24 protein-coding genes are annotated in these 25061 nt (G+C 74.0%); 11 read left to right on the forward strand and 13 right to left on the reverse strand.

Features of this window, described 5'->3' with window-relative positions; genetic code table 11:
• Window positions 1-154 precede the first annotated feature (154 nt).
• From O7546_RS06585 to O7546_RS06595, 3 genes are all read right to left on the reverse strand, one after another.
• Window positions 155-2218, reverse strand: coding sequence for a 3-hydroxyacyl-CoA dehydrogenase NAD-binding domain-containing protein (locus O7546_RS06585; RefSeq protein WP_281600601.1), 2064 nt, complete (start codon window positions 2216-2218; stop codon window positions 155-157).
• Window positions 2215-3411 (reverse strand): thiolase family protein, encoded by a 1197-nt coding sequence (locus O7546_RS06590; protein ID WP_281600602.1) that lies wholly within the window; start codon window positions 3409-3411, stop codon window positions 2215-2217. Before O7546_RS06590 ends, O7546_RS06585 begins: the two co-directional genes overlap by 4 nt.
• Before the next feature lie 101 nt (window positions 3412-3512).
• Complete coding sequence (locus tag O7546_RS06595; protein WP_269696362.1) at window positions 3513-4835, reverse strand: ribonuclease D; 1323 nt, start codon at window positions 4833-4835, stop codon at window positions 3513-3515.
• 232 nt (window positions 4836-5067) lie between these two features.
• On the opposite strand from O7546_RS06595, the gene O7546_RS06600 reads away from it, so the two are divergent.
• Both O7546_RS06600 and O7546_RS06605 read left to right on the forward strand, forming a co-directional pair.
• The gene (locus O7546_RS06600; protein ID WP_281600603.1) at window positions 5068-6525 is read left to right on the forward strand and encodes a trypsin-like peptidase domain-containing protein; all 1458 of its coding nucleotides are present in this window, start codon (window positions 5068-5070) and stop codon (window positions 6523-6525) included.
• 86 nt (window positions 6526-6611) lie between these two features.
• Complete coding sequence (locus tag O7546_RS06605) at window positions 6612-7424, forward strand: hypothetical protein (RefSeq protein ID WP_194803021.1); 813 nt, start codon at window positions 6612-6614, stop codon at window positions 7422-7424.
• Between the two features lie 70 nt (window positions 7425-7494).
• Here the strand turns inward: O7546_RS06605 and O7546_RS06610 are convergent, their stop codons facing one another.
• The gene (locus O7546_RS06610; RefSeq protein WP_135238966.1) at window positions 7495-8067 is read right to left on the reverse strand and encodes a DUF3000 domain-containing protein; all 573 of its coding nucleotides are present in this window, start codon (window positions 8065-8067) and stop codon (window positions 7495-7497) included.
• Between the two features lie 128 nt (window positions 8068-8195).
• Between O7546_RS06610 and hemE the strand changes: the two genes are divergently transcribed.
• Genes hemE through hemQ form a run of 3 tightly spaced genes read left to right on the forward strand, consistent with a single transcriptional unit; the run spans window position 8196 to window position 11413 of the window.
• Entirely contained in the window at window positions 8196-9296 is a 1101-nt protein-coding gene (gene hemE / locus O7546_RS06615) for a uroporphyrinogen decarboxylase (RefSeq protein WP_194803022.1), read from the forward strand.
• A 9-nt stretch (window positions 9297-9305) separates the two neighbouring features.
• Window positions 9306-10715 (forward strand): protoporphyrinogen oxidase, encoded by a 1410-nt coding sequence (gene hemG / locus O7546_RS06620; protein ID WP_269696366.1) that lies wholly within the window; start codon window positions 9306-9308, stop codon window positions 10713-10715.
• A complete protein-coding gene (gene hemQ, locus O7546_RS06625; protein WP_120570998.1) occupies window positions 10712-11413 on the forward strand; it encodes a hydrogen peroxide-dependent heme synthase in 702 nt (233 codons plus the stop codon). The genes hemG and hemQ overlap by 4 nt, the downstream gene beginning before the upstream one ends.
• A 45-nt stretch (window positions 11414-11458) precedes the next feature.
• Here the strand turns inward: hemQ and O7546_RS06630 are convergent, their stop codons facing one another.
• The 4 genes from O7546_RS06630 to O7546_RS06645 form a co-directional block, all read right to left on the reverse strand.
• Window positions 11459-12574, reverse strand: a complete 1116-nt coding sequence (locus tag O7546_RS06630) for a lytic polysaccharide monooxygenase (protein WP_194803024.1) — start codon at window positions 12572-12574, stop codon at window positions 11459-11461.
• A gap of 108 nt (window positions 12575-12682) precedes the next feature.
• Window positions 12683-13126 (reverse strand): GNAT family N-acetyltransferase, encoded by a 444-nt coding sequence (locus O7546_RS06635; protein ID WP_281600604.1) that lies wholly within the window; start codon window positions 13124-13126, stop codon window positions 12683-12685.
• Window positions 13127-13271: 145 nt separating this feature from the next.
• The gene (locus tag O7546_RS06640) at window positions 13272-13949 is read right to left on the reverse strand and encodes a hypothetical protein (RefSeq protein WP_281600605.1); all 678 of its coding nucleotides are present in this window, start codon (window positions 13947-13949) and stop codon (window positions 13272-13274) included.
• Between the two features lie 75 nt (window positions 13950-14024).
• A complete protein-coding gene (locus tag O7546_RS06645) occupies window positions 14025-14285 on the reverse strand; it encodes a hypothetical protein (RefSeq protein ID WP_013284826.1) in 261 nt (86 codons plus the stop codon).
• A gap of 155 nt (window positions 14286-14440) precedes the next feature.
• Between O7546_RS06645 and O7546_RS06650 the strand changes: the two genes are divergently transcribed.
• Window positions 14441-14716, forward strand: coding sequence for an isoamylase early set domain-containing protein (locus O7546_RS06650; protein WP_151500414.1), 276 nt, complete (start codon window positions 14441-14443; stop codon window positions 14714-14716).
• Between the two features lie 25 nt (window positions 14717-14741).
• On the opposite strand, the gene msrB is transcribed toward O7546_RS06650, so the two are convergent.
• Entirely contained in the window at window positions 14742-15152 is a 411-nt protein-coding gene (gene msrB, locus O7546_RS06655; protein ID WP_210898388.1) for a peptide-methionine (R)-S-oxide reductase MsrB, read from the reverse strand.
• 47 nt (window positions 15153-15199) lie between these two features.
• Between msrB and ligD the strand changes: the two genes are divergently transcribed.
• Window positions 15200-16231, forward strand: a complete 1032-nt coding sequence (gene ligD / locus O7546_RS06660; RefSeq protein ID WP_281600606.1) for a non-homologous end-joining DNA ligase — start codon at window positions 15200-15202, stop codon at window positions 16229-16231.
• Window positions 16232-16252: 21 nt separating this feature from the next.
• On the opposite strand, the gene O7546_RS06665 is transcribed toward ligD, so the two are convergent.
• From O7546_RS06665 to O7546_RS06675, 3 genes are read right to left on the reverse strand one after another with little or no spacing between them, the layout of a single operon-like run.
• Entirely contained in the window at window positions 16253-16495 is a 243-nt protein-coding gene (locus O7546_RS06665) for a hypothetical protein (RefSeq protein WP_269696372.1), read from the reverse strand.
• Window positions 16492-16755 carry a DivIVA domain-containing protein gene (locus O7546_RS06670; protein ID WP_194803030.1) on the reverse strand — a complete coding sequence of 88 codons (264 nt, stop codon included), beginning with the start codon at window positions 16753-16755 and terminating at the stop codon, window positions 16492-16494. Before O7546_RS06670 ends, O7546_RS06665 begins: the two co-directional genes overlap by 4 nt.
• On the reverse strand, window positions 16752-17006 hold the full coding sequence (locus O7546_RS06675; protein WP_281600607.1) for a hypothetical protein: 255 nt from the start codon (window positions 17004-17006) through the stop codon (window positions 16752-16754). The genes O7546_RS06670 and O7546_RS06675 overlap by 4 nt, the downstream gene beginning before the upstream one ends.
• A 202-nt stretch (window positions 17007-17208) precedes the next feature.
• Between O7546_RS06675 and O7546_RS06680 the strand changes: the two genes are divergently transcribed.
• Both O7546_RS06680 and O7546_RS06685 read left to right on the forward strand, forming a co-directional pair.
• Window positions 17209-18090 carry a helix-turn-helix transcriptional regulator gene (locus O7546_RS06680; protein WP_269696373.1) on the forward strand — a complete coding sequence of 294 codons (882 nt, stop codon included), beginning with the start codon at window positions 17209-17211 and terminating at the stop codon, window positions 18088-18090.
• A 4-nt stretch (window positions 18091-18094) separates the two neighbouring features.
• Window positions 18095-18277: a DUF397 domain-containing protein gene (locus O7546_RS06685; protein ID WP_194803286.1), complete on the forward strand. Its 183-nt coding sequence runs from the start codon at window positions 18095-18097 to the stop codon at window positions 18275-18277.
• A gap of 427 nt (window positions 18278-18704) precedes the next feature.
• Here the strand turns inward: O7546_RS06685 and O7546_RS06690 are convergent, their stop codons facing one another.
• On the reverse strand, window positions 18705-18953 hold the full coding sequence (locus O7546_RS06690; protein ID WP_194803284.1) for a hypothetical protein: 249 nt from the start codon (window positions 18951-18953) through the stop codon (window positions 18705-18707).
• Between the two features lie 202 nt (window positions 18954-19155).
• Between O7546_RS06690 and O7546_RS06695 the strand changes: the two genes are divergently transcribed.
• Together O7546_RS06695 and O7546_RS06700 are read left to right on the forward strand one after the other, a co-directional pair.
• Complete coding sequence (locus tag O7546_RS06695; RefSeq protein WP_194803283.1) at window positions 19156-22341, forward strand: FtsX-like permease family protein; 3186 nt, start codon at window positions 19156-19158, stop codon at window positions 22339-22341.
• Entirely contained in the window at window positions 22338-25061 is a 2724-nt protein-coding gene (locus O7546_RS06700; protein ID WP_194803282.1) for an FtsX-like permease family protein, read from the forward strand. Before O7546_RS06695 ends, O7546_RS06700 begins: the two co-directional genes overlap by 4 nt.

The raw sequence follows: 25061 nt of genomic DNA on the forward strand, positions 1-25061 counted from the left end.
CGTAGCCAGCACCACCGACAACCCGCTGTCCCGCCCAAGGGCGACGACCGAAAACTGCGACCTGCCCGTGACCTGGGCCGCAGACGCCGATCGCGGTGGCCGGACCGTCCGGAACGGACAGCCCGACCACCGCGATCGATGCGTTGCGGTCGCCTCAGCGCAGGCTTGCCGCGCCGCGCGGCAGGAACCGCTTGCCGGTCACCCGCTCGGAGGTGCCGGTCCGGTCCAGGTACGGCGTGACGCCGCCCAGGTGGAACGGCCAGCCGGCGCCGAGGATCATGCACAGGTCGATGTCCTGCGCCTCGGCGACGACGCCCTCGTCAAGCATGAGCCGGATCTCCTGCGCCAGCGCGTCCAGCGCGTTCTGCCGGACCTGCTCGGCGGTGAGCGGCTCGTCGCCGACCACGAGCAGCTTCGCCACCTCGTCGTTGATCTGGTCGTCGACCACGATCGGCTGGCCCGAGTCGGCGATCCGCTTGAGGTTCTCGCTGACGCCGAACCGGTCCGGGAACGCCTCGTGCAGGGTGCCGCCGACGTGGTACGCCACGGCCGGCCCGACGAGCTGGAGCAGCGCCAGCGGACGCATCGGCAGGCCCAGCGGGTCCAGCGCGCTGTTCGCCACGTCCAGCGGGGTGCCCTGGTCGACGGCGGCGAACACGGTGCCGAGGAAGCGGGTCAGCAGCCGGTTCACCACGAACGCCGGAGCGTCCTTGACCAGCACCGACGACTTCTTGAGCTGCTTGCCGACAGCGAACGCGGTGGCCAGCGTGGCGTCGTCGGTCCGCTCACCGCGGACGATCTCCAGCAGCGGCAGCACCGCGACCGGGTTGAAGAAGTGGAAGCCGACCACCCGCTCCGGGTGCTCCAGCTCGGCGGCCATCTCGGTGATGGACAGCGAGCTGGTGTTGGTGGCGAGCACCGCCTCCGGCTTGACGATCTTCTCCAGCTCGGCCCAGACCTGCTTCTTGACGCCCAGGTCCTCGAACACGGCCTCGATGACGAAGTCGGCGTCGGCGAAGACGGACTTGTCGACCGAGCCGGACACCAGGCCGTACAGCTTGGCCGCGGTGCCCTTGTCCATCCGGCCCTTGCTGACGGCCTTCTCGATCTGGGTGTGCACGTAGCCGACGCCCTTGTCCACCCGGGACTGGTCCAGGTCGGTCATCACGACCGGCACCTGGAGCCGCCGGGCGAACAGCAGCGCGAGCTGGCTGGCCATCAGGCCGGCGCCGACGATGCCCACCTTGGTGACCGGACGGGCCAGGCCCTTGTCCGGCGCGCCGGCCGGGCGCTTGGCCCGCCGCTGCACCAGGTCGAAGGCGTACAGGCCGCTGCGCAGCTCCTCGGAGAAGATCAGGCCCGCGAGGGCCTCGTCCTCCGCCGCGGTGCCGGTGGCGAAGTCGGCGTCCTTCGCCGTCTCCAGCAGGTCCAGCGCCTTGTACGCGGACGGGACCGCGCCGTGCAGCCGCTGGTCCAGGGTCTGCCGGGCGAAGTAGAGCACGCCCGCCCACATGTCCTTGTCGACCTCGGGACGGGTCACGGTGACCTCGCCCCGGACCACGCCGGCGGCCCACTCCAGCGACCGCTCCAGGAAGTCGGCCGGCTCCAGCAGCACGTCCGCGATGCCCATCTCGGCCGCCTGCTTCGGCTTGAGCATCTTGTTCTGCATCAGCGGGTTCTGGATGATCACCTGCGTGGCGGCCGGGATGCCGATCAGGTTCGGCAGCAGCTGCGTACCGCCCCAGCCGGGGATCAGGCCGAGCGAGACCTCGGGCAGCGCCAGGGCCGCCGCGCCCGCCGACAGGGTCCGGTAGTGGCAGTGCAGCGCCAGCTCCAGGCCGCCGCCCATCGCCGCGCCGTTGACGAACGCGAAGGTGGGGACGCCGCTGTCCTTGAGCCGGGCGAAGACCCGGTGGCCCAGCCGCCCGATCTCCAGCGCCTGCTCGCGGTTCTCCAGCGCGGGCAGGCTGGTGATGTCCGCGCCCACGCAGAAGATGTACGGCTTGCCGGTGACCGCGATGAATGCCGGCTCGGCCGCCAGCGCGGCGGTGATCGCCTCGTCCAGGCTGGTCAGGCCGGCCGGGCCGAAGGTGTTCGGCTTGGTGTGGTCGAAGCCGTTGTCCAGGGTGATGAGGGCGGCGGGCCGGTCCAGCCCGGGTACGGCCACCTGGCGCAGCAGCGCCTTGGTGACGACCTCGTTCGGTGCGGCGAGGCTCACTTGTCTCCACCCTCCCAGTGCGGGTTCTCCCAGATCACGGTGCCGCCCATGCCGATGCCGATGCACATGGCGGTGAGGCCGTAGCGGACCTCGGGGTGCTCGGCGAACTGGCGGGCGAGCTGGGTCATCAGCCGGACGCCGGAGGACGCGAGCGGGTGACCGATGGCGATCGCGCCGCCCCACGGGTTGACCCGCGGGTCGTCGTCGGCGATGCCGAAGTGGTCCAGGAAGGCGAGCACCTGCACCGCGAACGCCTCGTTCAGCTCGAACAGGCCGATGTCGTCGATGCTCAGGCCGGCGATGCGCAGCGCCTTCTCGGTCGACGGGATCGGGCCGACGCCCATCACCTCGGGCTCGACGCCGACGAAACCGAACGACACCAGGCGCATGCCGACCGGCAGGCCCAGCTCGCGGGCGGTCTCCTCGGCCACCAGCAGCGCGGCGGTGGCGCCGTCGTTCAGGCCGGCCGCGTTGCCCGCGGTGACCTTGCCGTGCGGCCGGAACGGGGTCTTCAGGCTCGCCAGCTTCTCCATCGAGGTGTCGCGGGGCGCCTCGTCCACGGTGGCCAGACCCCAGCCCGCCTCCGGGTCGCGGGTCGCCACCGGCACCAGGTCGCCCTGGAGCTTGCCGTTGGCGTACGCCTTCGCGGTCTTCTGCTGCGACGCCAGCGCGAACGCGTCGGTGCGCTCCTTGGTGATGTGCGGGACGCGGTCGTGCAGGTTCTCCGCGGTGGAGCCCATCACCAGAGCGGACGGGTCGACCAGCTTCTCCGCGACGATGCGCGGGTTGGGGTCGACGCCCTCGCCCATCGGGTGGCGGCCCATGTGCTCGACGCCGCCGGCGATCGCCACGTCGTACGCGCCCACTGCGATGCCGCTGGCCACTGTGGTGACGGCGGTCATCGCGCCCGCGCACATCCGGTCGATGGCGAAGCCGGGTACGGTCTTGGGCAGGCCGGCCAGCAGGGCGGCGGTGCGGCCGATGGTCAGGCCCTGGTCACCGATCTGGGTGGTGGCGGCGATGGCCACCTCCTCCACCTTCTCCGGCGGCAGTTGCGGGTTGCGGCGCATCAGCTCGCGGATGCAGCGGATCACCAGATCGTCGGCGCGGGTGTTGGCGTACATCCCACCCGCCTTGCCGAACGGGGTACGGACGCCGTCGACGAAGACGACATCCCGGACTTCACGGGGCACTTGGAGCCTCCCTCGGCACGGGCATTTCCCCGGATGCTACTCGCCAGTAACCAAACGTGGCACCACCCCCCGCGTGGCCCACCTCACACCTGCCACCGACGTTACTGCTGGGGGGTGCGCAGCGCCTCGGTAAGAGCGGGCAGCAGCAGACCGATCTGCCACTCGCGGGCGCCGAACCCGCGCAGCGTCTCCGCGACCGTGTCGTCGGTGATCTCCGCGGGCGGCTGCCACGCGAGCCGGCGGATCGAGTCCGGCGCGATCAGGTTCTCCGCCGGCAGGCGGTGCGCCCCGGCGGTGCCGACCACCACCTCCCGGGCGCGGGCCAGCCGCCCGGCCGCCACCGGGTCGCGTTCGGCCCACCGGTGCGGCGGAGGCGGCCCCTCCACCGCCGGGCTCACCGGCAGCGCGTCGTCCGGCAGCTGGCGCGCGTCGTCCAGCGCCGCCAGCCAGGTGCGCGCCAGCCGGCGCACCGACCGCCCACCGAACCCGGGCAGCGTGAGCAGCGTCTTCTCGTCCTTCGGGTCCAGTTCGGCGGCGGCCACGATGGCCGAGTCGGGCAGCACCCGGCCCGGCGCGGCGTCCCGGCGGGAGGCGATCTGGTCCCGCGCGTACCAGAGGGAACGCACCCGGGCCTGGGCGCGCGCGCCGCGTACCCGGTGGATGCCGGACGTGCGTCGCCACGGCTCGGCGCGCACGCGCGGCGGACGGGCGCCGTTGCGCACCAGCGCGTCGAACTCCTCCGCCGCCCAGCCGGACTTGCCCTGCCGCTGCAACTCCTCGTCCAGCGCGTCGCGCAGGTCCACCAGCAGTTCCACGTCCAGCGCCGCGTACGTCAGCCAGGACTCCGGCAGCGGCCGGCTGGACCAGTCGGCGGCGGAGTGGTGCTTCTCCAGGCTGAACCCGAGCAGCTGTTCGGTCAGCGCGGCCAGGCCGACCCGCTCGAATCCGGCCAGCCGGGCGGCCAGTTCGGTGTCGAACAACCGGCGCGGGCGCAGCCCCACCTCGGCCAGGCAGGCGAGATCCTGGCTGGCCGCGTGCAGCACCCACTCGGTCTCGGCGATCGCCGCGTCCAGGGCGGACAGGTCGGGCAGCGGCAGCGGGTCGATGAGCGCGGTGCCGGCGCCGCCGCGGCGCAGCTGCACCAGGTAGGCGCGCTGGCTGTAGCGGTAGCCGGAGGCACGTTCGGCATCGAGGGCCACCGGGCCGGTGCCGGACGCGAAGCGGGCCACCACCTCGTCCAACTCGGCGGGTGTGGCCACCGGGGCGGGCGTGCCGTCGCGCGGCGCGGTGAGGGGGACGGCCGCGCCCGTGTCGGTCTCGGTCCCCGCGTCCGCCGGCTCCGGCAGGGCCGACGTCGGAGGGGCGGACGCCTCTCCGGTACGGCTTTCGGCGGCCCGACGGCGCAGGGGTGGTTCGTCGGTCACCTGACAACCCTAGTAGGCCGGACGATCCGGTGTGCGCAGCCGGTCCGGCGCGTGTCGGCGCGATGGCCGTCGGGTGACCGGAAAGGTGCGGGTTGCGGGGCCGTGAGAGGGTCGGACAAGGGGGAAGACAAAGCCCGTTCCCGCCGGTACGGTCCATCGAGCCGCGAACGGCGTACGGGTGCCGCAGCGGGTCGGGGGGCGTCGGCGAGGCCGACGGGGAGGACGGGCGAGCATGACAGGCGGGTACGGAACCGGCGACGACGTGCCGGGGCAGGGCGGCGAACCGGCAGCCGACCGGCCGGGACCGCTGCCGCCGCGTTTCGCCCCGCCCGCCGGTTCGGCAGCGGTGCCGGGGTCGTTCCCCGGTGGATCCGAGTGGTCCGGCAGCCCCGGCTACCCGGCGCGGGCCGCCGTCCAGCCGCCCGCCGTCCAGCCGCCCGCCGGCTACCCGAACCGCCCGGACCAGGCCGGGACGCCGCAGGCGACGCCCTACGCGGCCTCGTCCGGCGTCGCGACCCCGCCCGCCACGACCCCGCCCGCCACGACCCAGCCGTCCTACGGCTCCGCGCCGGCCCAGCCGTCGTCCTTCGGCTCCGTACCGGCGCAGACCTCCCGGCCCGCCGCCCCGGCGTACCCGGGACAGCCGGCCGCCTCGCCGTCGTATCCGGGCCGGCCGGTCTCCGCGTCACCGTCCTATCCGGGCGGGCCGGGCTCGTCGTCGTACCCGGACCGGACGCCCGCCGCACCGCCGTACCCGGGCCCGTCCGGCAGCGGCCCGTCGTATCCCGGCCAGCCCGTGTCCGCGCCCGCCTACCCGGGGCAGCCGGTGTCGGCGCCGTCCCAGCCCGGCTCCGCGTACCCCGGTCAGCCGGCCCCTGTCAGCGGCCCGGCCGGCTTCGGCGCTCAGCCGGCGCGGCGCAGCCGGGTGGCCGTGGTGGCGCTGGCCCTGGCCGCGGTGCTGGCGGTGGTCACCGGCGTGCAGGCGTACCAGATCTACCGGCTCGACGACCGGCTCGCCGCCGCCGACAAGCGGATGGCCGAGGGGCAGGGCGCGGACGCAGACCGGCTCGAGGGCCTGGAGCAGCGCGCCGGCAGCCTGGAGAAGCAGGCCGACGCGGCCTTCAACCCGGAGGCGGTGGCCAGCGCGGTCCTGCCGAGCGTGTTCCGGGTGCGGGCCGGGCAGTTCACCGGTACCGCGTTCGCCGTCGGCAAGGCCCCGTCGGGCGGCGGCACCACTCTGCTGACGAACTTCCACGTGGTCGAGTCGGTCTTCACCGCCGGTGAGCGCAAGGTGTTCCTGGAGCGCAAGGACCAGCGGTTCGAGGCGACGATCATCGCCACCGACAAGGACAAGGACCTGGCGCAGCTGCAGACCAGCGCCAAGTTCACCGGACTGGTCGCGGCCCGCGCCCCGGTGCGGTCCGGCCAGCAGATCATCGTGGTCGGCGCGCCGCTCGGATTGCAGGACAGCGTCACCACGGGCGTGGTCAGCGCGTTCCGCGAGGACGAGCGCGGCGGCGGTCCGGTGATCCAGTTCGACGCGCCGATCAACCCGGGCAACTCCGGCGGCCCGGTGATCAACGGCTCGAAGGAGGTCGTCGGCATCGCCACGGCCAAGGCCCGCAACGCCGAGGGCATCGGGCTGGCGGTGCCGATCAAGACCGCCTGCGACCGGTTCCGGCTCTGCTGACGGCGGCCACACCGGCCCCGCCGCACCGCATCGACCCCGGCCCATCGGGCCACCCCGCGGGGGACCAGCACATCTGGAGGAACGACATGTCCTACCCACCGGCCGGGGGCGACAACCCGCCCCCGGCGCCGGGGGGCACGGTCTACGGCAACGTGTACGGCAGCCGGCCCGCGCCCCAGCAGTACGACCCGAACCAGCCCGCGCCGACCCTGCACCAGCCCGCCGCGCCCGACGGCGCCCCCGGGTACGGCGGATACCAGCCCACCGCGCCGGGACAGCCGGGCTACTCGCCCGGCGCCGCCCCGGTGCCCCCGCCGGCGCAGCCGATGTCGGCGCCGCCGGTCTCGGTCCCGCCGGTCTCCGGGCCCGGCTACGCGCAGCCGATGTCGGTCCCGCCGGCGTCCGCTCCGCCGGTGTCCGGCCCCGGCTTCGCGCCGCCGCCGATGTCCGGGCCGCCCGGCCCGTACGGCCCGATGGGCGCCGCGCCGGCCGGCGGCGGCCGGAAGTGGGCGCCGCTGGTGCTCGGCCTGGTGGCCGCGTTGCTGTTCGTCTTCGGTGGCGTGATGACGTTCCTGTACGTCTCCACGAACGGCGAACTGGACGAGTCGCGGCAGACGGTCAGCCAGCGGGACGGCACGATCTCGGCGAACCAGCAGGAGATGGAGAAGCTCAAGGGTGAGCTGAAGGCGGTCCAGGAGCGGCTGTCGGACACCCAGCAGGACCTGACCGGCACCAAGAACGACAGGGACGAGCAGGCCCGGCAGAAGAAGGTCATCGCGAGCTGCCTGGACAAGCTGACCACTGCCATGTCGGCGGCGTCGCGCGGCGACCGGGCCGCCTTCGAGGCGGCCAGCAAGGGCCTGGACAAGATCTGCGACGAGGCCGAGAACTACCTCTGACCGGTGTCCACCGAAGGCCGTCCCGGTTCGTCCCGGGGCGGCCCTTCGCGTGTCCCGGGGCGGGGTGCGGTCAGGCGGCGCCAGCCGCGCGGCGGGTGGGCAGCGCGGTGACGCCGGGCGGCGGCAGGCCGGCCGTGGAGGCCAGCAGCGTGCACCAGCCGAGCAGGTGCGGGCCCAGGTCGGCGCGCAGCGGCGTCCACGAGGCGCGGATCTCGATGTCCCCGGCGGCGGGCGGCCCGGCCAGCTCACCGAACCGGGTGGAGAGCGTCTGGGTGACGGTGCCGCCGATCGCCCGGTGCCCGGCGCCCTGCGCGTCGAGCGCGTCGGTCAGCCAGGTCCAGCCGACGCCCGGCAGCAGCGGGTCGCTGGCCAGGTCGACCTCCAGTTCGGCGGTGACGTACGTGACCAGGCGCAGCGTGCCCTGCCACGCCTCGTGCCCGGCCGGGTCGTGCAGCAGGATCAGCCGGCCGGTGGCCACCTCGTCGTCGTCGCGCATCACGGCGGCGGAGAGCGCGAACGCGTACGGGGCCAGCCGCTGCGGCGCGCCGACCTCCTCCAGGACGATCTCCGGGCGGGGTGTCACCGATCGCAGCCCCGCGACCGCGCGAGCGAACGTTTCCGGGAGCGCGATCGGGGGGGCCATGCGGGCAGCCTATGCCGCGCTCACCGCACGGCGCGCGACGGCACGCCGGGTGATCGACGGTTGAGGGCCTTCCTTCTACGTCACAAATGCGGACGGTGAGCGCGGGCGCGCGCCGGGGGCGTGGCACGATGGCCGCGATGACCACCGACACCACGGGCACTGCCGCCCGAGACGGAGAACCCCGCCGCGGCGGGCCGGCCGACTCGCCCTTCGTCCGCGCCTGCCGGCGCGAGCCGGGCCCGCACACCCCGGTCTGGTTCATGCGCCAGGCCGGCCGGTCGCTGCCGGAGTACCGGGAGATCCGGGCCAACGTGCCGATGCTGGAGTCCTGCCGCCGGCCCGAGCTGGTCACCGAGATCACGCTGCAGCCGGTGCGCCGGCACGGCGTGGACGCGGCGATCCTGTTCAGCGACATCGTGGTGCCGGTCGCCGCGGCCGGCGTCGACCTGGACATCGTGCCCGGCACCGGCCCGGTGGTGGCCGAGCCGGTCCGGACCGCCGCCGACGTGGAGCGGATCAGCCCGATCGGCCGCGACGACGTGTCGTACGTGGACGAGGCGGTCCGCCGGCTCGTCGTCGAGCTGGGCGACACCCCGCTGATCGGCTTCGCCGGCGCCCCGTTCACGCTCGCCAGCTACCTGGTCGAGGGCGGGCCGTCGCGGACCCACGCCAAGACCAAGGCGCTGATGTACGGCGACCCGGACCTGTGGCACGCGCTGTGCGCGCGGCTGGCCGAGGTGACGCTGGCGTTCCTCCAGGTGCAGGTCGACGCCGGGGTCTCCGCGGTGCAGCTGTTCGACTCGTGGGCCGGCGCGCTCTCCGAGGCCGACTACCGCCGTTTCGTGCTGCCGCACTCGACGTACGTGCTGGGCGGGCTCGCCGACTCCGGCGTGCCGCGGATCCACTTCGGGGTGGGCACCGGCGAGCTGCTCGGCGCGATGGGCGAGGCCGGGGCCGACGTGGTGGGCGTGGACTGGCGTACGCCGCTGGACGTCGCCACCGGCCGGATCGGGCCGGACAAGGCGGTGCAGGGCAACCTCGACCCGACGGTGCTGCTCGCCCCCTGGCCGGCGGTGGAGACCGAGGTGCGGCGCATCGTCGAGCAGGGCCGGGCCGCTCCCGGCCACGTGTTCAACCTCGGTCACGGCGTCCTGCCGGAGACCGACCCCGAGGTGCTGACCCGGGTGGTCGCGCTGGTGCACGAGCTGACCGCGCGACCGGAGCGCTAGGAGGAGACAGTGGTGCGACCGTGGCGGGTGGCGATCGTCGGTGGCGGGATCACCGGGCTGGCCGCCGCCGTCCGGTTGCGCGACCGGGCCCCCGAGAGCACCGAGGTCACCGTGTACGAGCAGTCGGGCCGCCTCGGCGGCAAGCTGTTCACCGGTGAGCTGGCCGGCGGGCCGGTCGAGTTCGGCGCCGAGTCGTTCCTGATGCGCGACCCGGCCGGTGGCGAGTCGGCGGCGGTGACGCTGGCCCGGCGCCTCGGCCTGGACGCATCGATCGTGCACCCCACGGTCGGGCAGGCCGCCCTGCTCGTCGACGGCACGTTGCACCAGGTGCCGGGCGGCACGCTCGTCGGCGTACCCGGGGATCTGGACAAGGTGGCGGCGGTCGCGCCGCCGGCCGCGGACGCCGACCGCGACGGGGGCCGGCCGCTGCTGGCCGACGGCGAGGACACCTCGGTCGGTGAGCTGGTCCGCAAGCGTCTCGGTGACGCGGTGGTGGACCGGCTGGTCGACCCGATGCTCGGCGGCGTGTACGCCGGGCGGGCCGACGACCTGTCGCTGGTCACCACGATGCCGGCGCTGGCCCGCGCGGCTCGCGCCGAGCACACGCTCGTCGGTGCGGTACGCGCCGCCCAGGCCGCCGCGCCGCGCGCGCCGGGCGCCCCGGTCTTCGGCACCCTCGCCGGCGGGCTGAGCACGCTGGTCGAGGCGGCGGCGACGGCGAGCGGTGCGACGATCCGCCGGGGCGCCGCGGTACGCGAGCTGCGGCGCACCCCGGACGGCTGGCGGCTCACCGTCGGGCCGACCCGCGACGCCGAGCACGTCGAGGCCGACGCGGTGCTGCTCGCGGTGCCGGCCCGCCCGGCCGCCCGGCTGCTCGCCGCCGCCGCGCCCGAGGCGGCCGACACGGTCGGCGCGCTCGACTACGCCAGCGTCGCCCTGATCACGCTCGCCCTGCCCGGCCCGGCCCTGCCGGAGCTGTCCGGCTTCCTGGTGCCCGCCGTCGAAGGGCTGACGATCAAGGCGTCCACGTTCTTCACCACCAAGTGGGGGCACCTGCGGCGGCCGGACGGGCTGGCGCTGGTGCGCGCCTCGGTCGGCCGGTACGGCGACGAGACGTCGCTCCAGCTCACCGACGACGACCTGGCCGACGTGGTGCACCGGGAGCTGTCGGCGGTGCTCGGCGCGCCGCTGCCGGTCCCGGTGGCCCGGCACGTGCAGCGGTGGGGTGGCGCGTTGCCGCAGTACACGCCCGGGCACACCGCCCGGGTGGCGGCGGTCCGGACGGCGTTGCGCGCCGCCCATCCGACGCTTGCGGTGGCCGGGGCCGGCTACGACGGCGTCGGCATTCCGGTCTGCGTCCGCTCCGGCGAGACGGCGGCCGAAGAGATCATCACGGCACTGGGAGGATCGGCAGCATGACCGAGCAGACCAACGCGGCGCGGCTGCGGGAGCTCAACGAGACCATCCGCTACACCATGTGGTCGGTGTACCGGGCCACCAGCCCGCTGCCGTCGCTGCGGGAGAACGTCGTCGACGAGGTCGAGTCGCTCTTCACCGAGCTGGCCGGCAAGGACGTCACGATCCGGGGCACGTACGACGTGGCCGGGCTGCGCGCGGACGCCGACCTGATGATCTGGTGGCACTCGTCGTCCAGCGACGCGCTCCAGGACGCGTACCTGCGGTTCCGCCGCACCACGCTGGGCCGGGCGCTCACCCCGGTCTGGTCGCAGATGGCGCTGCACCGCCCGGCCGAGTTCAACAAGAGCCACATTCCGGCGTTCCTGGCCGACGAGCAGCCGCGCGCCTACCTGTGCGTCTACCCGTTCGTGCGCTCGTACGAGTGGTACCTGCTGCCCGACGCCGAGCGGCGTGAGCTGCTGTCCGAGCACGGCAAGATGGCCCGGGGCTACCCGGACGTGCGGGCCAACACGGTCGCCTCGTTCGCGCTCGGCGACTACGAGTGGATGCTGGCGTTCGAGGCCGACGAGCTGCACCGGATCGTCGACCTCATGCGCGACCTGCGGGCCTCCGGCGCCCGCCGGCACGTGCGGGAGGAGATCCCGTTCTACACCGGCCGCCGCCGCCCGGTCGCCGACATCGTCAACTGCCTGGTCTGAGCGTGCCCGGCCGGGACCGCGAGCGCGGTCCCGGCCGGATCCCGGTCAGGCGGTCGTCGTGCAGGACAGGATGCCGGGCACCGGGTTCGTCGCACCGGCCGAGCCGGTGAAGCCGAACGAGGTGCTGGCACCCGGTGCGAGTGAGCCGTTGTAGGCCACGTTGCGTGCCGTCACCAGCGTTCCGCTGGTGGTGACTGTGGCGTTCCACGCCGAGTTGACCTGCTGGCCGTTCTGGTAGTTCCAGCTCACCGACCAGCCGCGGATCGGTGAACCGCTGCCGTTTGTCACCTTCACCTCGGCCTGGAAGCCGCCGCCCCACGAACCGGTGATCGCGTACGTCGCGGTGCAGCCACCGGCCGGGTTCGGCGTGGTCGGGGGCGGGCTGGTCGGCGGCGTGCTGGTGGGCGGGGTGCTCGTCGGCGGGGTGCTGGTGGGCGGCGTACTCGTCGGCGGAGTGGTCGGGCCGGAGCCGCCGAAGTCCACGTCACTGCACAGGTAGTAGGACTGGTCCAGGTGGCTGGCCTGCCAGATGGTGTAGACGATGTGCCGGCCGGTGCGGCCCGGCGCGTTCGCCGGGATCTGGATGGACACGCCGTCCACCTCACGCGTCCACTGGCTGGCCGGGGTGTTGCCGATCTGGCCGACCAGTTCCAGGTCGCTCCAGCGCAACGGCGAGGTGAGCGCGTTGAAACCCTGCTTGGTCACGTACACCCGGATGTAGTCGGCGCCGTGGCTGGCCTGGTCGAAGAACTTGACCCGGAAGCTGTTGGTGACCGGCACGGTCTTCCAGGCGCCGACCGTGTCGAGCGCGTTGTACCGGCCGCTCTGGGTGCGACCGCCGCTGCACAGCTGCCCGTCCGGGATGGCGCCCTGGTGGTTGCCGGCCACGCCCTCGCGGAACAGGCCGTTCCAGTTCCACATGGCGTTCGGGTCGGCCTGCCACGCCTGCCAGCACATCGGGTCCTGGGTGGCCATGGCCGGGTTCTGGAAGTCACCGCCCCAGCGCTGCCAGCAGCTGTAGGCGCGCGAGGCCGGGTCGACGACCGACCCGTGCGCCGAGGCCGGGCCGGAGAACGCGGTGGTGAGCAGCGCCGCCACCACCGCGCAGACGGCGAGGATCGCCGCCGCGAGCGGTAAGGGGCGGCGGTACGGAGTGGACATGGGAAAGCCTCCGGGATGGGGTGTCGGTGCACGACGCCCGGACTGTCGGGAGTTGCCCTCTCCCGCGTGGCGGCTCCGCCCGCACGCTGCCACAAAAAGCGACAAACGTCAATGAGTCGGGTCGCGGCGCATCGGGGTGTGCGGGATGCCGTCCTCGACGTAACCGGGGCCGTCGACGGCGAAGCCGAACCCGGCGTAGAAGCCGACCAGGTGCGTCTGCGCGTCGAGCACGCAGGGCCGGTCACCCACGACGGCCAGGGCCTCGGTCATCAGCGCGCCGGCCAGGCCCGCGCCGCGGGCCGCCGGCGCCACCACGACCCGTCCGATCCGTGCGACGCCGCCGGGGTCGGCCAGGATCCGCAGGTACGCGACCACAGCGCCGTCGCTGCTCAGCCACAGGTGGCGGGTGCCGGGTTCGACGTCCCGGCCGTCCAGTTCCGGGTACGGGCAGGACTGCTCGACCACGAACACGTCGATGCGCAGCCGGAGCAGGTCGTGGAAGGTGCTGGTGTCCAGGTCGGCGAAGCTTGCCAGGTGGGACTCGACGGGCATCGGCCCAGGTTAGGCGGCGCGTCTGCGGCCGGTCGTGCGCACCCCGGGCGCGCGGCGGTTCGGCGCGCCGGGGCCGGCTCGGTCCGGCGTGCCGGTTCAGCGCGGTCCGGCGTGCTGATTCAGGGCGCCGGGCCGGCGCGCCTGCTCAGCCCTTCGACGCGCGCAGCCCGGTGGCGGTGGCGGTGACGGCGCGTTCGAACCAGGTGCCGGTGTCGGCCGCCGAGCGGGTCCACACCCAGACGCACTGGGTCACCCGGCCCTGCTGGAGGCAGCCGTAACGGTGCGGGAAACGGGTGCCGTCGGACACGGTCATGGTGGCCGACACCATCCGGCCCGGCACGCCCAGCCCGGCGGGCAGCTTCCCGGCGGTGTGGCCGGTGGTGACCTGGCCGTCCTCCTCGTCGCGCTCGCACGCCTCCAGCACGCCGAAGATCTGCCGTACCGCGTCCGCGGCGGTCGCCTCGTCCGGATAGACCACTGTCTCCTGGGCGACCTCGACGAACTCGCCGGCCGGGGTGCCCTCCGGCGTGCCGAAGACCCGGGTGGACACGACGAGCCGCCGGTCGAGCAGGGGCAGCGGGCGACCACAGGCGACGCCGTCGGAGTCGAGCTGCTCGCTGGCGTTCTCGGGCTTCTCGGCCAGGCCGGCCAGGTTACCGGTCGCCGCGTACCGGTCGCGCAGCGCCGCGGCGGCCCCGCCGTCGGTGGGTGAGGGCGCGACGAGCGCCGGATCGGGGGCGGTCGTGGCGCCGGGCTCGGTGGCGGGATCGCAGCCCGCGAGGACGGCGACGAGTGCCGCCGCGATGATCAACCGTCGGGTCACGGAGGGATGCTAGTCGGAGATCGACTCGGACGGTGTCCCCGGAGCGCGGCCGCCCGCGTGCGTGGCCGCCGCGCGTCAGGCGGGGCGGGCGCCGACCGCGTCGCGTACCTCGGCGCCCTGCTCGCCCTCGACGGCGCGGGCGCAGTGGGCGCAGCAGAAGAAGCGGCCGGAGACCTCGACGCCGTGCCCGACGATCTTGATCTGGCAGTGCTCGCAGATCGGCGCCATCTTGTGCACCGCGCACTCGAAGCAGTCGAACGTGTGCCGCGACCCGTCGACGGTGCGCACCTCGAACGCCATCCAGTAGTCGTTGCCGCAAACCTCGCAGGCAGCCATGCGAAACCCCCCGAAAACGGACCTGTCATCCGAGGGTTGCGCAGACGACACCATCGGGCAACCGGAACCGGCGAACCTGATCCGGCCCCACGGCGAGTCGCTCCCGGCGTGTCGCGCGTTGACCCCGGTGACCGCCGAAACTCCCCGGAGGATTCGTGATCAAGCGCAACAAGCTCTTCGGCAACCAGACCCGGGTGACGTTCTCGCTGCCCCGGGACACCCCGGCCGGCACGGTGAGCGTGGTCGGCTGCTTCAACGGGTGGGAGCCCGGCCGCCACGAACTGGTGCCGCGCCGCGACGGCACCCGTACCGTCACGGTCCGGCTCGCGCCGGGGGAGTACCGCTTCCGCTACCTCGCCACCGGCGGGGTGTGGCTGGACGACGAGGCCGCCGACCAGGTGGACGAGGCCGGCGGCCTGCTGCGGCTGTGACGCCGCCGTCGGTGTGACGCCGTCGTCAGCCGGCGCTGGGCTCCAGCCGCACCGAGATCGAGTTGACGCAGTGCCGGGTGTCCTTCGGGGTGAAGCCCTCACCCTCGAAGACGTGCCCGAGGTGGCTGTCGCAGCGCGCGCAGCGGATCTCCACGCGCCGCATCCCGAGCGTGTTGTCCGGGATCTCCTTGACCGCGCCCGGGATGGCGTCGTCGAAGCTCGGCCAGCCGCAGTGCGAGTCGAACTTGTCGTCGCTGCGGAACAGTTCCAGCCCGCAGGCCCGGCAGTGGTAGACGCCGGGGGTCTTGGTGTCGACGTACTCACCGGTCCAGGGCGCCTCGGTGCCGGCCTCGCGGAGCACCCGGAACTCCTCGGGGCTCAGCCGGACGCGCCATTCGTCCTCGGTACGGGGCAGTTCGTTGTCGGAAAGACTCACCCCTTCACGGTACGTCGGGTGTCGGTGGCATCGCATATGGTCGCGTGATGGCGGGCAGGGGTGGGGTCGAGGAGATCGAGGTAGCCGGGCGCGCGGTGCGGCTGAGCAGCCCCGATCGGGTGATCTTCCCGCAGCGCGGCTTCACCAAGGCCGACGTCTTCCGCTACTACGTCGCAGTCGGCGACGGGATCATGCGCGCCCTGCGCGACCGGCCCACCACGCTCCAGCGCTTCCCCGACGGCATCGAGGGGGAGATGTTCTTCCAGAAGCGGATACCCGCACGGGGCGTGCCGCCGTGGGTCCGCACCGCGCAGATCGCGTTCCCGAGCGGGCGTAAGGCCGACGAGCTGTGCCCGGCCGACCTGGCGCACGTGGCCTGGGCCGCGCAGATGGGCACCGTGGTGTTCCACCCGTGGCCGGTGCGCGCCGCCGACACCGACCGCCCCGACGAGCTGCGCGTCGACCTCGACCCGCAGCCCGGGACCGACTTCGCCGACGCGGTGACCGCCACCGGTGAGCTGCGCGGTCTGCTCGACGAGCTGGGCGTGCCCGGCTGGCCGAAGACCTCCGGCGGCCGGGGCGTGCACGTCTATCTGCGCATCCAGCCGCGCTGGACGTTCGTGGAGGTCCGCCGCGCCACCATCGCGCTGGCCCGGGAACTGGAACGCCGCCGCCCCGAGCTGGTCACCACCGCCTGGTGGAAGGAGGAGCGCGGCGAGCGCGTGTTCGTCGACTTCAACCAGACGGCGCGGGACCGCACCATCGCCTGCGCGTACTCGCTGCGCGCCAACGCCCGCGCCACCGTCTCCACCCCCGTCGACTGGGACGAGCTGCCCGAGGTCGACCCGGACGACTTCCACCTGGGCACGGTGCCGGCCCGGTTCGCCGAGCGCGGCGACCCGCACGCCGGCATCGACGACGCCCCGTGGGACATCACACCGCTGCTGGAGTGGGCCGAGCGGGACGCCACCGACGGGCTGGGCGACCTGCCCTACCCGCCGGAATACCCGAAGATGCCCGGCGAGCCGAAGCGGGTCCAGCCGTCCAAGGACCGCGACCGCCCCCGCCCCCGCCCCTGACGGCGTGCGCCGGGCACCGGGTCACGCGCTGCAAGGGCCGCCGTGGTCGTTGCGGTGGCCGCACCGGCCGGCGCCGTCGAGCCGGGCGTCGCACCAGACCCGGGTACGCACGAACTGGCTGTCCTCCTCGCTCAGCGTGGTCTCGCCGAAGTCGAGAACCGTGACGTGGCCGAGCGAGTCGCGCAGCGTCACCGCGAGGGCTGCTGCCTCGTCGGCGCTGGTCAGCGTGGTGGGCAGGTGGATGATCCAGCGCTGTGCGGTCATCGTGGCCACCCGCCCGGCGGGGCGTCCGGGTCACGGAGACGACAGGCGCGGTGCTGGGACTGCCACTGCCGCAGCGCCTGGCGGACGCGTTCGGCCTCGGTCCGCGTGGTGACCAGCTCACGGCTCAGCCGATCGAGTTCGTCGGCCACACGGTCGAGGTGGTCGCGTACCTGGGCCGGGTCGAGGCCCCGCCAGCGCCGGTCGAAGAAGGCGGCGCGGACGTGGTGCGGAAGCAGGCGTTCCCCGGTCACGTAGATCACCGCACGGGTGCCGTCTGCTCGGCGACGAGCGTGAGGATCTGCCGGTCGGTGAGCCCGCGCAGGTCGAGCACCCGCCGGCCCCAGCGGTGCAGCCGGCACGGGTGGGGCGCCCGGTCGTTGCGGCAGCGCGGTCCCTCGGGCCACTGCTCGGGGGCGTGCACGGTGATCGCCCGGACCGCGAAGGTGACATCCTCGGCGGTGACGTAGGGCGGAAGCGGAATGTCGCCCAGGATGCGATCGATCGAGTCCATGACTCTCCTTTGGAGATCGGCGCCAGGTGCGGGGACGGATGCCGGGATGAGGTTTCGGGGAAAGGCATCCGTCCCCGCGAACCCGCCGCGTCCCCGGCGGGCGCCACAATGGTCAATTCACCTCTGGCCCGGGACAATCTTTCGCGGCAGAATGCAGACCAAGGGATGAGGTGCCTTACGCGACAACACCAAAGGAGATGACGTGGACGACTCGGGAAGCACCGTCCCGCGTAGGCAGCTCGGCAGATATCTGAGAGAACTTCGCGAAGGCGCGCACGTCACGGTGACCGCGGCGGCCAAGGAACTGGAATGGTCGGCGCCCCGGATCTGGCGTTACGAAACGGGCCAGGTGCCGATGCACCCGAACGACGTGGAGGCCATGTGCCGCGTTTACGGCGCGTCGCGAGAAACCATCGAAACCATGCGCGCTCTGGCCCGGGAAACCAAGGCGCACGGCTGGTGGCACAGCTACGGGGAGGCAATCAAAGACTGGTTCAAGCTGTACGTGGGCCTGGAAGCCGCCGCGACGAAGATTCGCAAGTACGAGGCCAATTTGGTACCGGGCTTGCTGCAGACCGTCGAGTACATGACCGAGGTGATTGCTACCGACAACCCGCAGTTGAGTGACGCGGAGCGGCAAGCGAAGGTGGACGTCCGGCTGCGGCGGCAACGGCTGCTGGCCCGTGCAGTGCCGCGAGCTCCCTACCTAGACGTGATCCTGAATGAGGCGGTGCTACGTCGACCGCTGCGCGATCTGTCGGCGATGGGTAGGCAAATCGATGCCCTGGTGGTGGCGAGCCAACAGCACAACATCCGTATCCGGGTGCTCCCACTCAGCGCTGGTCTCTACCGCTGGGCGTCGGCCGGAACTTTCACGATGCTCGACTTCCCGACCGACGTGCGGGAACCGGAGCCGACCACCATCTACATGGACGGTCCATGCGGCGCGGCATACCTTGACAAGGCTCACGAGATCCAGACCTACGAGGACGGATGGCGCTCGCTCGGTGAACGGGCGCTCGATGCTGATGAGTCCCGCAAGCTGATGATGACGATAGCTGAGGAGATGACCGATGGGACGTGATGGAGTGTGGCGCAAGTCGTCCCGATCCGGCGGTGAAGGCGATTGCGTCGAGGTGGCTGGTTTCGCCGATGCGGTCGGAGTGCGGGACACCAAGGATCGGCAGGGGCCGGCGCTGAGCTTCGACTCGACGGCCTGGACCCGGTTCGTCGGCGCGATTCGCACGGGCCGCTTGAACGACCGGGCCTGAACTTGATGGGCGGCGGGTCTGGTGCCATCCAACTCGGCACCAGGCCCGCCGCCCATGCCGTTGGCCCGGCCCCGGCCGAAGCGATCGAAGCAGCGTTGGGCAGGGCGGGGCTGCATGGCCACGGAGTACCTCCACATGCGTGGGGAGGACGAGATCTGGGGTCTGGGGCTGGAGCACGTTGACGGAGCACCCCCACGCGCGTAGGGAGGACACCAGCCCGGACGTCCGCTGCCCGGCGGGCACCGGAGCACCCCCACGTACGGGGGGAGGACAAGGATCTTGACCTTACGCACGTGGGGGTGCTCCGTTCGGCCAGGGCGGCATCCCAGACCGCCGCCAGTCCTCCCCACGCACGTGGGGGTGCTCCGCCGGAGGACTTCCTACCGCCGACGAACGCCGGCCCCTCTCCACGCACGTCAGCGTTTGGTCAGAAAAGTTTGGGCGAGTCCGCTGAGAAGTAGACGCCCTGAAACAGGTCCTTGCGGGCGATTTCCAGGTTGCGTGCAGCGGTGTCCAGCATCCGGGCGAGATCGTCGCACCCGACCGTCATGGACACCGTGCGCTGCGCCCGTTGGGTTCTCCTGATCGCCTGCTCGATGTTGAGCAGCACCTCGGAGACCTCGCGGAGTCCCGCCTCCCGGGCGGCATCCTCGGGGGTCTGGTCAAGATCAGACATCGCGGTCCTTCCGGGGGCCGAGCGGACCCAGCGTACGGCTTCGTGCGGGGGTTTCCCGAGCAGCCAACGGTCACGGCGTGGTGCCTCCCGGTTCCGGGGATGCCGGGGGGCCGATAACGATCATGTAACGGGCGCGAACCTTTTGCCGGGCGTCACTGCTCTTTCTCGGCATCGGCCCGCCGGGGCCAGGAGAGGACGTCGGATGAAGCTGGTGTGGAGGCGGGCGATAGAGGCCCGTGGGCTGCTGCTCGCCGCCGCTGTCGCGGCACTCGTCGCGGTCGCGCTTGTCACCGGGCTCTCCGACTACAACCGCCGGGCGGTCGAGGCGGGCGCGCGGGCGGTGCTCGACGCCGCCCCGGCCGAGGAGCGCAGCCTGCTGATCAGCGGCTCCGGCGGTGCCGACGCCGCCGCGTTCGCCGAGCGGGACCGGGCGGTACGGGAGCAGTTCGCGAACGGGCTCGGTGGCGCTCCGGTCACCGTGGCCGCGACCCGCTCCGGGACCGGGCGGGAGCTGACCGGTGACGTGGGCGCCGCTCGGATCGACGACGACCCGATGTTCGCCAACCTGGCCACGCTCGACGACCTGCCGGCGCACGCCGAGCTGGCCGCCGGGGCGTGGCCGGTGCCCGGCAGCAACCCGTTGCAGGTGACGTTGCCGGAGAAGGTGGCCGCGCAACTGAGCCTGGAGGTCGGGGAGCGGGTGCCGCTGTACGACAGGGGCGCGGAGCGCGCCGGCACCGTGGTGGTCGTGGGCACGTGGCGGCCCCGGGACGCCGCCGAGGCGTACTGGCGTCTCGCCCCGGGGGTGGGGGAGAGCCAGGGCGACGCGGAGATCACCTCGTACGGGCCGTTCGCGCTGGACCCGGCTGACTTCGCGCGTACCTTCCGGGGCTCCACCTCGGCGGCCTGGGTGGTCGACCCCGACCTGGTGGCGGTCGAGCCGGCCCGGCTGCCCGCCGTGACCACGGCGCTGGACGAGATCACCGGGAAGCTGCCCGAAGCCACCGGCCTGGGCTCCTCGACACAGCAGGTCAGCCACCTGGACCGGCTCGTCGACCGGCTCAGCCGGGCCGACCTGGTGGGCCGGTCCGCGCTGCTCACCCCGCTGCTGCTGATCGTGGTGCTCGGCGGGTACGCGCTGGTGCTGGTGGCCGCGCTGCTGAACGAGGACCGGCGGGCGCAGACCGCGCTGCTGCGGGCCCGGGGCGCCGCCCGGGGGCAGATCGCCGGGCTGGCCGTACGCGAGGCGACGCTCGTGGTGGCGCCGGCGCTGCTGCTGGCTCCGGCGCTGACCGGGCAGGCGATCCACTACCTGGGCGCGGACCTGGGGCTGGCCGACGGCGACCTGGCCCGGGTGTGGGTGGTGGCGGTCGGCGCGGCGGTGGGCTGCCTGCTCGCCATGGTGCTGCCGGCGATGCGCCGGGCCGGCACGTACGTCGCCGACATGGCCGCCCGGTCCCGCCCCTCCCGGAGCGCGGCCGTGCAGCGGGCGAGCGTGGACGTGGCGCTGGTGGCGCTCGCAGTGCTCGCCTGGACGCAGCTGCGGCAGTACTCCTCGCCGCTCGCAGGCGCGAACGGCAGCCTCGGCATCGATCCGCTGCTGGCCGCCGCGCCCACCATCGGCGTGCTGGCCGGCGCGGTGATCGCGCTGCGGCTGCTGCCCCCGACCACCCGGCTCGCGGAACGTTTCGTCGACCGGCGGACGTGGAACGCCACCATGTTCGGCATGTGGCAGGCGGGCCGCCGCCCGCACGCCGGCCCGGTGCTGCTGCTCGCGCTCGCCGTCGGCGGCAGCACGCTCGCCTGGTCGCTGGTCGCCTCCTGGGAACGCTCGCAGCGCGACCAGGCGCAGCACACAGTCGGCGCGGACCTGCGGCTGACCGAACGGGACGGCACCGCCCCCGCGGACCGGGCCGCCCAGCTGGCCGCCGTGCCCGGAGTGGACCGGGTGCTGCCCGCCTGGCGCGACGACGTACGGGTGGGCCGTGAGGCCCGGCCGGCGACTGTGGTGGCGCTCGACGCCGCCGCCGCGAAGGGGATGATCCGGCTCGACGACACCGGCGGCGACGCGTCCACGGCGGCGCTGCTGGACCGGCTCGCCGACGGCCGGACCGCGCCGGCCGGCGGCGTCCTGCCCGAGAGGGCGAAGACGCTGTCCGGCACCGTCCGCACCCCGGTCGAGAGCATGTTCGACCGGCCGCAGGTGGCGGTGACCGCGTTGTTCACCACCGACGCCGGGGCCACCTGGCGGGTCAGGCTGGCCGAGGCCGGCGGCGACGGAAAGCCGGTGCGCTTCTCGGCGAAGCTGCCGGACAGCGGCGGTGCCCCGCTGCGCCTGGCCGGCTTCGAGGCGGACGGCGGCGACGCCAGCGGCAACTCGTACCGGCTGCTCCTGGACGAGCTGCGGCTCACCGACGCCGCCGGAGCGGCCCTGCCGGTGCCGGTGGAGGGGTCGTGGCGGGTGATCGACCCGGGCTCCGGGCCACGCGGCACCGCCAAGGCGAGCCCGACCCGGATCGACGGGACGCAGAGCTTCGACGTGCCAGCCGGGCTGTTGCAGTTCGCCCGGGTGCCCTCGTCCCGGTTCGCGCTGGTGCCGCAGGCGCCGGACCGCCCGGTGCCGGTGCTCGTCACCCCGGGTGTGGCCGCCGCGATGAGCGTCAAGACCGGCGACACCGTCAAGCTGTCGGTGGCCGAGGTGACGCTCGAGGTAACTGTGGTCGGCCAGGTCGCCGCGATCCCCGGCACCGGGGGCGACGGGGTGCTGGTGGACCTGCCCACCGCCACCACGCAGCTCCTCGAACGCAGCGGCGGCGTCCGGCCGGTGGCCGAGTGGTGGCTGGGCACCACGCCCGGCGGGCACACCGCCGCCGCTGACGCGCTCGCCCCGACCGGCGGCACGGTGCTGCTGGACCGGCGGGCGGTGGCCGCCGAGGCCGCGGAGGATCCGTACTGGCAGGGCGCGCGCACCGGGCTGCTGGCCGCCGCGCTCGGCTCGGTGCTGCTCGCCCTGGTCGGCCTGGCGGTCGACGTCTGGGCCACCACCCGGCGCCGGCTCACCGAGTTCGCCGTGTTCAACACGCTCGGCGCGAACACCCGCCTGCTGGCTCGCGCGTACCTCGCGGAACAGACGTTCCTGGCCGCGATCGGCGTCGGCGTCGGCATGCTCGTCGGCGCCCTCGTCGCGGCCACCATGGTGCCGCTGGTGATCCTCACCCCGGCCGCCGGCCGGCCGGTGCCCGAGGCGGCCTTCACAGTGCCGTGGGTGCCGATCGGGGCGACGGCCGCCGGGCTGCTGCTCGCCGCGCTCGCCTTCGCCGCCCTCATCACCACCGGCATCCGCCAGCGGGTCGCCGCCGCGCAGCTCCGGATCGGAGGAGAACGATGAGCCTTCCTGGTGCCGCGCGCCGGGTTCGCGCGTACGGGGGACAGTTCCTGCTGCTCGCCGTCCTGACCCTGGTGACCGCCCTGCTGATCACCGGCGTGCCCCGGGTCGCCGACCGGCTGACCGGGCAGGGGCTCACCGAGTACGTGGCCGGACAGCCGGTGGCCCGCCGGGATCTCACCTACAGCACCGGGCCGACCGCGTTCCCGCCGACGACCAGGACCGCCGTGACCGGTCACGCGGCCGAGCTGGCGCGGATCGAGAACACGATGCCCGGCGTGGTCCGGGACACCGTCGGCCAGCGCTGGTACGTCGCCCAGACCGTGCCCGGACGGCTGCGCGGCCCGGCGCTGGCCCCCGAGAAAGGGCTCATCGACCTGCACCTGCGCGCCGGAACCGGCATCAAGGAGGCCACCACCCTGGTCGACGGGCGGTGGCCGGAAAGCGGGATCACCCCGGCCGGCGCGGTCGAGGTGACGCTCGCCGAGACGATCGCCGGCACGCTCGGCGTGAAGACCGGCGACCGGTTCCTGCTCCTGATCCTCGACCAGGACGACAACGTGCTCAAGTCCCTCCCTGTCGCACTGGTCGGCGTGTGGCGGCCGAACGACCCGGCCGACGGCGTCTGGGACACGCTGCCGTCGATGCTGAAGCTCACCCCGCCCGAGGGCGACGGCGACCCGTTCGTGGGCGTCGCCTACACCGCCGACGGTGGCGTCGACGAGGCCGTCGCGACCGGCTGGCCGGTGAGCTTCGGCTGGCGGTACCGGATCGCCCCGGACCGGCTCGAACCGGGCCGCCTCGACGCGCTCATCGCCGGTGTCGACGGGCTGGAGCGCACCCGTCCCGCCGTGGCGACGCTCAGCCAGGGCGTGGACATCCCGCTGCGGCGCTTCGCCGACTCGCTGGCCGCCGCGCGTACCCTGCTCGCCGTCATCGCGGCCGGGCTGCTCGCCACGCTGGCCGGGCTGACGCTGCTGGCCGCCCGGCTGGCCGCGCGCCGCCGCCGCGCCGAGTTCCACCTGATCCGGGCCCGCGGCGGTTCGACCGGCGCGGTGCTGCGCCGCGGCCTGGCCGAGTCGCTGCTGGTGCTGCCGGCCGCGGCCGGGGTCGGCTGGCTGCTCGGCGGGCTGCTGCCCGGCACCGGGGCGTCGTGGCGCTGGGTGGTGCTCGCCGGGCTCCTGGCCACGCTGCTGCCGCCGCTCGCCGCGCTCGCCGTCGGCCGCCGGGCCGGTGGCCGCGCCGACCTGGGCGGCCGGTCGCCCGCCGTCCGGCTCACCGTCGAGGTGGTGGTGCTCGGGCTCGCCGTGCTCGGCGCGTTCCTGCTGCGCCGCCGCGGGCTCACCGCCGGCTCGGTGGACCCGCTGCTGGTCTCCGTGCCGGTGCTGCTGGCGATCGCGGCGGCGCTGCTGGCGCTGCGCGCGTACCCCTGGCCGTTGCGGCTGGTCAGCCGCGTCGCCGCCCGGGCGCGCGGCAGCGTCGCGTTCCTCGGCACCGCCCGCGCGGGCCGGGCCGCGAGCACCGGGCCGCTGGTCGTGGTGGTGCTCGCCGTCGCCACCGCCGCGTTCTGCGGCGTGGTGGCGACCGGCATCGAGACCGGCCGGGACACCGCCGCCGCCCAGGCCGTGCCCGGTGACCTGCTGGTACGCGGGGAGCGCTTCACGCCGGACACCGCGGAGAAGCTGGCCGGACTGCCCGGGGTACGCGCCGTCGCGCCGCTGCTCACCGTGCCGGCCGAACGCCCGTACTCCGACCGCGCCGGACGCCCCGCCCCGATCACCGAGCTGCGCGTGGTGCTCGTGGACGGGGAGCGGTTCGCCGACGTGGCACGGCAGGCCGGCGTACCGGTGGACGTGCCCGACCCGGTGCGGGCCCGCGCCGACGGGAGCACGCCGCTGCCGGCGCTCGTGTCCCCGGCGGTGGCCGAGGAACTGGCCGACGCCGGGCTCGCCGACGCCCGGGGCGAGCGGCCCGCCTGGCTGGACGTGCAGGGCAACCGGCTGCCGGTGCGGACCGCCGCCACGGTCGACGGGTTCGCGCTCGTCGGCGAGGGCGTACGCCGGTTCGTGGTGCTGCCGTGGCCGGCGTTGCCGGCCGACGCGCCGCACCAGCTCGCGCCCACCGGTTTCGTGCTCGCCGGGTCCGGCGTGGACGCGGCCGAGGTGGACCGGGTGGCGCGGGACGGGCAGCGGCGCTACCTGCGCATCGGCGGTGTCGACGCCGGGGACAAGGCCCGCGCGCCGGAGGTGACGACCCGGGCGGCCGTCCGCGCCGACCTGGGCGGCACCGGCGTGAACGGCCTGCTGGTGTTCGGCTTCGTGCTCGGTGCCGGAGGCGGCGCCGCGCTGGGGCTGCTCGGGCTCGCGCTCGCGGTGCTCGCCGGGGCCCGCTCGCGCGGGCAGGTGCTGTCCCGGCTGCGCACGATGGGCCTGTCCCGCCGGCAGTGGCGCGGACTGCTGATGGTGGAGCTGACGCCGCTGGTGCTGGTGTCGGTGCTCACCGGGGCGGTGGTCGGCGCGTTGCTGCCGCTGCTGCTCACACCGGTGCTCGGCCTGCCCGCCTTCACCGGGGGCGTGGAGGTGCGCCCGAGTTTCGAACCCGGCCTGGTGGCCGGGGTGTCGGTCCTGGCCATGCTGGCCCTCGGCTTCGCGATCACCGTGGAAGCCGTGAACAACCGCCGGTTGCGCCTCGGCGAGGTGCTGCGGCTCGGAGAGGAGAGCTGA

The organism is Micromonospora sp. WMMA1976, from assembly GCF_027497335.1.
Taxonomy (GTDB): Bacteria; Actinomycetota; Actinomycetes; order Mycobacteriales; family Micromonosporaceae; genus Micromonospora; species Micromonospora aurantiaca.